The organism is Streptomyces sp. NPDC006872 (assembly GCF_040635845.1).
Classification (GTDB): Bacteria; Actinomycetota; Actinomycetes; order Streptomycetales; family Streptomycetaceae; genus Streptomyces.
Genome location: NZ_JBEYIL010000001.1, coordinates 787,335 through 796,952 on the forward strand (window position 1 = coordinate 787,335; position 9,618 = coordinate 796,952).

General features: G+C 74.0%; 4 protein-coding genes. All 4 read left to right on the forward strand.

From position 1 onward, the window contains the following. Positions 1–2 precede the first annotated feature (2 nt). The 4 genes from ABZ725_RS03675 (at position 3) to nudC (ending at position 9,516) form a co-directional block, all read left to right on the forward strand. Entirely contained in the window at positions 3–3,317 is a 3,315-nt protein-coding gene (locus ABZ725_RS03675; protein WP_358801130.1) for an ATP-dependent DNA helicase, read from the forward strand. Positions 3,318–3,435: 118 nt separating this feature from the next. Continuing rightward, positions 3,436–6,993, forward strand: coding sequence for an ATP-dependent DNA helicase (locus ABZ725_RS03680; RefSeq protein ID WP_358801131.1), 3,558 nt, complete (start codon positions 3,436–3,438; stop codon positions 6,991–6,993). A 10-nt stretch (positions 6,994–7,003) separates the two neighbouring features. Further along, positions 7,004–8,416 carry a dipeptidase gene (locus ABZ725_RS03685; RefSeq protein ID WP_358801132.1) on the forward strand — a complete coding sequence of 471 codons (1,413 nt, stop codon included), beginning with the start codon at positions 7,004–7,006 and terminating at the stop codon, positions 8,414–8,416. A 155-nt stretch (positions 8,417–8,571) separates the two neighbouring features. Next, positions 8,572–9,516 (forward strand): NAD(+) diphosphatase, encoded by a 945-nt coding sequence (nudC, locus tag ABZ725_RS03690; RefSeq protein WP_358801133.1) that lies wholly within the window; start codon positions 8,572–8,574, stop codon positions 9,514–9,516. Positions 9,517–9,618: the final 102 nt, after the last annotated feature.

Below are 9,618 nucleotides of genomic sequence, written 5' to 3' on the forward strand. Positions count from 1 at the left end.
ACGTGAGCTCCTCTTCCTCCACCAGGCGCCTGTCGCACCCCCAGGGGCGACAGGGGAACCGTGGCGCTTACCGACTGGTCCGTACCCCGCCGGCCCGGCCGGATCCCCCTCGTCTGGACGCCGCACAGCGCTCCGTGGTTGACCACGGCGCCGGCCCGCTGCTCGTCCTCGCAGGCCCGGGCACCGGAAAGACCACCACGCTCGTCGAGTCCGTGGCGGCCCGGATCGCTCGCGGGGGCGACCCCGCACGCATCCTGGTGCTCACGTTCAGCCGTAAGGCGGCCGTCGAGCTGCGGGACCGGATGGCGCAGCGCATGGGCGCCGCCCGCGCGCCCCAGGCGACCACCTTCCACTCGTACTGCTACGCCCTGGTCCGCGCCCACCAGGACGCCGACCTGTTCGTGGAGCCCCTGCGGCTGCTGTCCGGCCCCGAACAGGACGTGGCCGTCCGCGAGCTGCTCGCCGGCCAGCTCGACCTGCAACGGCTCGGCCTCGCACACGTGCGCTGGCCCGACGAACTGCGCGCCTGCCTCACCACCCGGGGCTTCGCCGACGAGGTCCGCGCGGTGCTGGCCCGCAGCCGCGAACTGGGCCTCGACCCCGCAGCCCTGGACGCCTTCGCACACCGCATCGGCCGCCCCGACTGGCGCGCCGCGGCCGCCTTCCTCGCCGAGTACCTCGACGTGCTCGACCTGCACGGCGTGATCGACTACGCGGAACTCGTCCACCGCGCGGTCCTCCTCGCCCACCGCCGCGAGGTCGCCGAGCGGCTCGCCGCGCAGTACGACGCCGTGTTCGTCGACGAGTACCAGGACACCGATCCGGCCCAGGTACGGCTGCTGCACGCCCTCGCCGGCGGTGGCCGCACCCTGGTCGCCTTCGGCGACCCCGACCAGTCGATCTACACCTTCCGGGGCGCCGACGTGAACGGCATCCTGGACTTCCCCGGGGCCTTCCCCCGCCCCGACGGCCGTCCCGCCCCCGTCGAGGTCCTGCGCACCTCCCGCCGCTCCGGAGCGGCCCTCCTGGCCGCCACCCGGCTGGTGACCCAGCGGATGCCGCTGACCCGCCTGCCGGCCGAGAAGGTCCGCGCCCACCGCGAACTGGCCGCCGCACGCTACGGCGGCCGGGTCGAGGTCTACACGTACCCGACCGCCGGTACCGAGCTGGACAACATCGCCGACATCCTGCGCCGCGCCCACCTGGAGGACGGCGTGCCCTGGAGCGAGATGGCCGTCCTGGTCCGCGCCGGCTCCCGCACCATCCCGACGGTCCGCCGCGCGCTCACCGCCGCCGGCGTCCCCCTCGACATCGACGGCGACGACCTCCCCCTGCGCCACGAACCGGCGGTGGCGCCCCTGCTGTCGGCCCTCCGCGCGGTCGCGACGGCGGAGGCCTCGCCGCCGCCGACGGCGGATCAGGACGCCGAGGGCACGGACGCCTGCTGGCTCGACACCGAAACCGCCCTCGCCCTTCTCGCCTCCCCCCTCGCCGGCATGGACGCCGCCGACCTGCGCCGCCTCGGACGCGCCCTGCGCGAGGAGGAGCGCGCCGCGGGCAACGCGCTGCCGCCGCCCTCCGACGAGCTGCTCACGCGCGCCCTGGCCGAGCCGGAGCGGCTGGTCACCCATGACCCGACGTACGCGCGCGGCGCCCAGCGCCTCGGCGCGCTGCTGGCGACGGCCCGCGCGCGGCTCGCGGGCGGCGGTACGGCCGAGGAGGCGCTGTGGGACCTCTGGGACGGCACGCCCTGGCCCGCGCGCCTGGAGCGGGCCGCCCGGCGCGGCGGCGCGGCCGGCCGCAACGCCGACCGGGACCTGGACGCCGTGTGCGCGCTGTTCGCCACCGCCGCGCGCGCGGAGGAGCGCACCGGCGGCCGGGGCGCCCTGAACTTCCTGGCCGAGATCGAGGCCGAGGACATCGCCGCCGACACCCTCACCCGGCGTGCCCTGCGCCCCGACGCCGTGCGCCTGATGACCGCCCACCGCGCGAAGGGCCTGGAGTGGGGCCTGGTCGTCATGGCCGGCGTCCAGGAGGGCCTGTGGCCGGACCTGCGCCGCCGCGGCTCGCTCCTGGAGGCCGACCGCATCGGCCGCGACGGGCTCGCCGAGCCGCTCACCCCGGGAGCGCTGCTCGCCGAGGAACGCCGCCTCTTCTACGTGGGAGCCACACGCGCGCGCGAGCGTCTCGTCGTCACCGCCGTCAAGGCGCCCGCCGACGACGGCGACCAGCCCTCCCGATTCCTGACCGAACTCGGCGTCGAACCCAAGGACGTCACGGGACGCCCGCGCCGCCCCCTGTCGGTCGCCGCGCTGGTCGCCGAACTGCGCGCCACGACGGTCGACCCGCGCGCCTCCGCCACGCTCCGGGAGGCCGCCGCCCACCGCCTCGCCCGGCTGGCCGCGCTCGCCGACGAGGAGGGCAGGCCCCTGGTGCCGTCCGCCCACCCGTACCGCTGGTGGGGCATGTTCGAGCCGACCGAGAGCAAGGTGCCGCTGCGCAACCGCGACCAGCCCGTCGTGCTCTCCGGAAGCGCCCTGGACCAGCTCGCCAACACCTGCGCCCTGCAGTGGTTCCTGGGGCGCGAGGTGAAGGCCGACGCCCCCGCCACCGCCGCCCAGGGCTTCGGCAACGTGGTGCACGTCCTCGCCGACGAGGTCGCCTCTGGGCACACCCCGGCCGACCTCGACGTCCTCATGGAACGCCTCGACTCCGTGTGGAACGCCCTCGCTTTCGACGCGCCCTGGAAGTCCACGCAGGAGAAAGCACACGCGCGCGTGGCGCTCGAACGCTTCCTGCAATGGCATGTGATGGACCGCGCGGGTCGCACGCCGGTCGCCAGTGAGCACGACTTCGACGTCACCCTCGAAGCGGGCGACTACGAGGTCCGCGTCCGCGGCCAGATGGACCGAGTCGAGGCGGACGGCGACGGCCGCGCCTACGTCGTCGACTTCAAGACGGGCAAGCAGACGCCGACCGCCCGCGAGGTGGAACGCCACCCCCAGCTCGCCGTCTACCAGCTCGCCGTCCGCGAGGGCGCCGTCGACGAGGCGTTCGACGGCGTACGGCCCGCACCCGGCGGTGCCGAACTCGTCCAGCTGCGCCAGGGCGCCGCCAAGAAGGACGGCGGCGACACCGTGCCCAAGGTCCAGGCACAGGAGGCGCTGGAGGGGGAGTGGGTCGGCGAGCTCCTCGCCACGGCGGCCGGCAAGGTCCTCGACGAGCGGTTCACCCCGACCGCCGGCCAGCAGTGCACCCACTGCGCGTTCCGCGCCTCGTGCAGCGCCCGGCCCGAAGGACGGCACGTGGTCGACTGACGGGCCGTCCGCCCGGCACGCGTGTGACGGACCGCACCAACCGTGCTGACCTGCGCTTCTCCCGGTCGGGGCGGGCGATTTGTCATCGACTGTCAGTGCCCGCCGCTAGCCTCTCACCATGCCCGCCCGTATCAGCGATCCCGAGCAGCTCAAGGAGCTCCTCGGGATCCCCTTCACCCCGGAGCAGACGGCCTGCATCATCGCGCCGCCCGCCCCGCAGGTGATCGTGGCCGGAGCCGGGTCGGGCAAGACGACGGTGATGGCCGCGCGCGTGGTGTGGCTGGTCGGCACCGGCCAGGTCGCCCCCGAACAGGTCCTCGGCCTGACCTTCACCAACAAGGCCGCCGGCGAACTCGCCGAACGCGTCCGCAAGGCACTGATCAGGGCGGGCGTCACCGACCCCGACCTCATCGACCCCGACCGTCCGCCGGGCGAGCCGGTGATCTCCACCTACCACGCCTTCGCGGGCCGCCTCCTGACCGACCACGGCCTGCGCATCGGCCTGGAGCCGACGGCCCGGCTGCTCGCCGACGCCACCCGCTACCAGCTCGCCGCGCGCGTGCTGCGCGAGGCCCCCGGCCCCTACCCGTCGCTCACCCGCTCCTTCGCCGACCTGATCAGCGACCTCCTCGCACTCGACGCCGAACTCGCCGAACACCTCGTCCGCCCCGAGGAACTGCGCGCGTGGGACGCCGGACTGCTGCACACCCTGGAGGGCGCCAAGCTCACCAACGCCGACCTGCGCAAGGTGCCCGAGACGGCCGCCGCCCGGCGCGAACTGACCGACCTGGTGCTGCGCTACCGGGCCGCCAAACGCGAGCGCGACCTGCTGGACTTCGGCGACCAGATCGCGCTTGCGGCGCAGCTCGCGCAGGTTCCCGAGGTGGGCCCGCTCCTGCGCGACGAGTTCCGCGTGGTCCTGCTCGACGAGTACCAGGACACGTCGGTGGCCCAGCGCATCCTCCTCGCCGGCCTGTTCGGCGGCGGCACCGGCCACCCCGTGACCGCCGTCGGCGACCCCTGCCAGGCCATCTACGGCTGGCGCGGCGCCTCGGTCGCCAACCTCGACGACTTCCCCGAGCACTTCGCGCACACCGACGGAAGCAGGGCGCGGCGCCAGTCGCTCAGCGAGAACCGGCGCAGCGGAGGCCGCCTCCTGGACCTCGCCAACGGCCTCGCCGAGCCCCTGCGCGCCATGCACGCGGGCGTGGAGGCCCTGCGACCGGCCCCCGGCGCCGAACGTGACGGCGTGGTCCGCTGCGCCCTCCTGGCCACCCACGCCGAGGAGATGGACTGGATCGCCGACTCCGTCGCGCACCTCGTGCGCACCGGCAAGGCGCCCGGCGAGATCGCCGTCCTGTGCCGCACGGCCACCGACTTCGCGGAGATCCAGGGCGCGCTGGTCGCCCGGGACATCCCCGTCGAGGTGGTGGGCCTGTCCGGACTCCTGCACCTGCCCGAGGTCGCCGACCTCGTCGCCGTCTGCGAGGTCCTCCAGGACCCCGGCGCCAACGCCTCCCTGGTCCGGCTGCTCACCGGCCCGCGCTGGCGCATCGGCCCACGCGACCTCGCCCTTCTCGGCCGCCGGGCCCGGCTGCTCGTCGGCCACGCCCGCGCGGGCGGCGACGACGACCCGGACCGCCGCCTCGCCGAGGCCGTCGAGGGGGTCGACCCGTCCGAGGTGATCTCGCTCGCCGACGCCCTCGACACCTTCCTGGAGACGCCTCTGTACGGCGACGGCGGCACCCGCGCCGCGGGCGACGACGGGCTGCCCTTCTCGCCGGACGCGCGCGTGCGGTTCGCGCGGCTCGCCACCGAACTGCGCGACCTGCGCCGCTCCTTGGCCGACCCCCTGATGGACGTCCTGCACCGCGTCCTCGCCGTCACCGGCCTCGAGGTCGAACTGTCGGCGTCCCCGCACGCCCTGGCCGCCCGCCGCCGCGAGACCCTGTCCAACTTCCTCGACATCGCCGCGTCCTTCGCCGCCCACGAGAGCGAGGCGAGCCTGCTGGCCTTCCTCGGCTTCCTGCGCACCGCCGCCCAGTACGAGAAGGGCCTCGACAACGCTCTGCCCGGCGGCGAGAACACCGTCAAGGTGCTCACCGCGCACAAGTCCAAGGGCCTGGAGTGGGACGTCGTCGTCGTTCCCGGCCTGGTCACCGGCACCTTCCCCAGCGGTCAGGGCCGCGAGAAGTGGACCGCGCAGGCCAAGGTGCTGCCGCACGGACTGCGCGGCGACGCCGACACGCTCCCCGACCTCGACTCCTGGGACGCACGGGGCATGAAGGCCTTCCACGAGGCCATGAAGGACCACCAGCACACCGAGGAACTCCGCCTCGGCTACGTCGCCTTCACCCGCCCCCGATCCCTGCTCCTCGGCTCCGGCCACTGGTGGGGCCCCACCCAGAAGAAGCCCCGCGGCCCGTCCGACTTCCTGAACGCCCTCTACGACCACTGCGCGGCCGGACACGGTGAGATCGAGGCCTGGGCGGACGAGCCGGCGGAGGACGCGGAGAACCCCGCCCTGCACCGGGCGACGATCGACCAGGTCTGGCCGCTCCCCCTGGACGACGACGCCCTGGCCCGCCGCCGCGCCGCCGCCGAGACCGTCCTCGCCCACCTGGAGGCCCTCGCCTCGCACGAGGACGGCCGCCCCGACGCCGTCCACGACCCGGACACCTACGACGACCCGGACTGGCCCCCGCCACCCGACGAGGACCAGGACGAGCCGCCCCACGACGAGGCCGACCCGTTCGAGTCCGACCCGTTCGACGATGCGCCGTTCGACGACGCGCCTTTCGATGACACCCCTCTCGACGACACCCCTCCCGAGGCCCGCCCCGCCGTGCCCCACCAAGGCACGGCCCCCGAGGTCCCCGTCACCCGCCCGCGCGGGAACCGCCTCACCCCTGAGGAAGCCCGGGCCGTCGCCTCCTGGGACCGCGACCTCGACGCACTCGCCGGAGAGCTCCTGCGCGCCCGTCAGAGCGTCACGGAGGTCCCCCTGCCGACGACCCTGACCGCCTCGCAGGTGATGCGGCTGGCCGACGACCCGGACGGTCTCGCACAGGAGCTCGCGCGCCCCATGCCGCACCCCCCGCAACCGGCCGCGCGCCGGGGCACCCGATTCCACGCATGGGTGGAGGCCCGCTTCGAGGAATTGACGCTTCCGCTGCTGGGACCGGACGAGCTGCCCGGGGACGACGACGTCGAGATCGCAGACGAGCGCGACCTGGAAGCCCTCAAGGACGCCTTCGAGCGCACCGAGTACGCCCACCGCACGCCCTACCGCGTCGAGGCCCCGTTCCAGCTCGCCCTCGCCGGGCGCGTCGTGCGGGGCCGTATCGACGCCGTCTACAAGGAGGGCGACGGAGCCTCGGCGACCTACGACATCGTCGACTGGAAGACCCACCGCGCCCGCACCGCCGACCCCCTCCAGCTCGCCCTGTACCGGCTCGCCTGGGCCGAGCAGCAGGGGGTGCCCGTGGAATCCGTCACAGCGGCGTTCCTTTATGTACGCACCGGCGACGTCGTACGACCGGAGGGTCTGCCCGATCGTGCCGCGCTGGAGCGCCTGTTGACCGGGGAAGAGAGCGCCGACGGCGACCGCGACGGACCGGCCGCGCAGGTAAACCCTGCGCAAGGGCCCGGCCAGGATGTCGGTGCGGGCCGATAGGCTCGTGACCATGAGCCATCCCGTTGACAGTGCCGTCAGCGCCGTCCGCACGTACATCGAGCAGCACCGCGCCGCCTTTCTCGACGACCTCTGCGAGTGGCTGCGCATCCCGTCGGTGTCGGCACAGCCCGACCACGCCCCCGACGTCCGGCGCAGCGCGGACTGGCTCGCCGCCAAACTCAAGGAGACGGGTTTCCCGACCGTCGAGGTCTGGCACACCCCGGGCGCACCGGCCGTCTACGCTGAGTGGCCCTCCGACGATCCCGAGGCGCCCACCGTCCTGGTCTACGGCCACCACGACGTGCAGCCCGCCGCCCGTGAGGACGGCTGGGACACCGACCCCTTCGAGCCCGTCGTCCACGGAAACCGCCTCCACGCGCGCGGGGCGGCCGACGACAAGGGCCAGGTCTTCTTCCACACCCTGGGCGTCCGCGCCCACCTCGCAGCCACCGGCCGCCCCGCCCCGGCCGTCCGTCTCAAGCTGCTGATCGAGGGCGAGGAGGAGTCCAGCTCCCCGAACTTCCGCGCCCTGGTCGAGGAGCGCAGCGAGCGGCTCGCCGCGGACGCCGTGATCGTCTCCGACACCGGCATGTGGTCCGAGGACACCCCCACGGTGTGCACCGGCATGCGTGGGCTCGCCGAGTGCGAGATCCGGCTCTTCGGCCCCGACCAGGACATCCACTCGGGCTCCTTCGGCGGCGCGGTGCCCAACCCGGCCACCGCGGCCGCCCGCCTTGTGGCGGCCCTGCACGACGAGCACGCACGCGTGGCCGTGCCCGGCTTCTACGACGGCATCGTCGAGCTCACCGAACGCGAGCGCGAGCTCTTCGCCGAGCTGCCCTTCGACGAGGACCGGTGGCTGCGCACCGCCCGGTCGCACGCCACCCACGGCGAGGCCGGACACACCACCCTGGAGCGCATCTGGGCCCGCCCCACCGCCGAGGTCAACGGCATCGGCGGCGGCTACCAGGGCCCCGGCAGCAAGACGATCGTCCCGTCCTCGGCGTTCGTGAAGCTGTCGTTCCGGCTCGTCGCCGGCCAGGACCCCGCGCATGTGGAGAAGGCCGTGCGCGCCTGGGCGGCCGAGCAGCTGCCCGCCGGGATCCGGCACGAGATCACGTTCAGCCCGGCCACGCGCCCGTGTCTGACCCCGCTGGACCACCCCGCCCTGCAGTCCGTGGTCCGCGCCATGGGACGGGCCTTCGAAGGGCCCATCCGCTTCACCCGCGAAGGCGGCTCGGGACCCGCCGCCGACCTTCAGGAAGTCCTCGGCGCCCCGGTGCTCTTCCTCGGCATCTCCGTCCCGTCGGACGGCTGGCACGCCCCGAACGAGAAGGTCGAGCTGGATCTCCTTCTCAAGGGCGTCGAGACCACCGCGTACCTCTGGGGCGATCTCGCCGAGAACTGGCGTCATGCGCCCTGACACCCCCGATCGGTCCGGAGGGGACACGCGCGCGGGGCACACTGGACAGACCGCCCCGCACCGCGACACCGCCCCGGAACCGGTCGTCCTCTGCCGTACGTCCCGCTGAATCGCCCGCCGAAACAACCGTTCCACCGGGGGAGTTGGAAGTACCCGTGACCACCTGGACCGACCAGAACGCCGATCGACCCATCTCGCTGACCGCACCGAGCGGCCTCGACCGGGCGGCCCACCACCGGCTCGACGAGGCCTGGCTCGCCGCGGCGTGGAGCCACCCGACGACGCGTTGCTTCGTCGTCTCCGGCGGCCAGGTCCTCATCGACGAGACGTCCGACGGCCGCACCGAACTCGTCATGACGCCGTCCTTCGAGGCCCCCCTCACCGAGGCGCACCGCTACTTCCTGGGGACCGACGACGACGGCGTCAGCTACTTCGCCCTCCAGAAGGACACCCTGCCCGGCCGGATCGACCAGTCCGCGCGCCCGGCCGGGCTGCGCGAGGCGGGCCTGCTGCTGTCACCCCGGGACGTGGGCCTGATGGTGCACGCGGTCGGCCTGGAGAACTGGCAGCGCACCCACCGCTTCTGCTCCCGCTGCGGTGAGCGCACGGTCATCGCGGCGGCCGGCCACATCCGCCGCTGCCCCGCCTGCGGCGCCGAGCACTACCCGCGCACCGACCCCGCGGTGATCATGGCCGTGACCGACGACGAGGACCGCATCCTCCTCGGCCGCCAGGTCCACTGGCCCGAGGGGCGCTTCTCCACCCTCGCCGGTTTCGTGGAGCCGGGTGAGTCCATCGAGCAGTCCGTGCGCCGGGAGGTCTTCGAAGAGGCCGGCATCTCCGTCGGCCAGGTCGAGTACATCGCCAGCCAGCCCTGGCCGTTCCCGTCCAGCCTCATGCTGGGCTTCATGGCCCGCGCCACCTCCACCGACATCGACGTCGACGGCGACGAGATCCACGAGGCCCGCTGGTTCTCCCGCGACGAACTCGGCGCCGCCTTCGAGTCCGGCGAGGTGCTGCCGCCCTACGGCATCTCCATCGCGGCCCGTCTGATCGAACTCTGGTACGGCAAGCCGCTGCCGACCCGCACCTTCATCTGACCCGGCGCACGCAGATCCGACCCGGCGCATACAGAAGGGCGGGGGCCCCCCCCCGCGGGCCCCCCGGGGGTTTGGGCGCGTGTGGCCCGGAAGGAGTTAGCA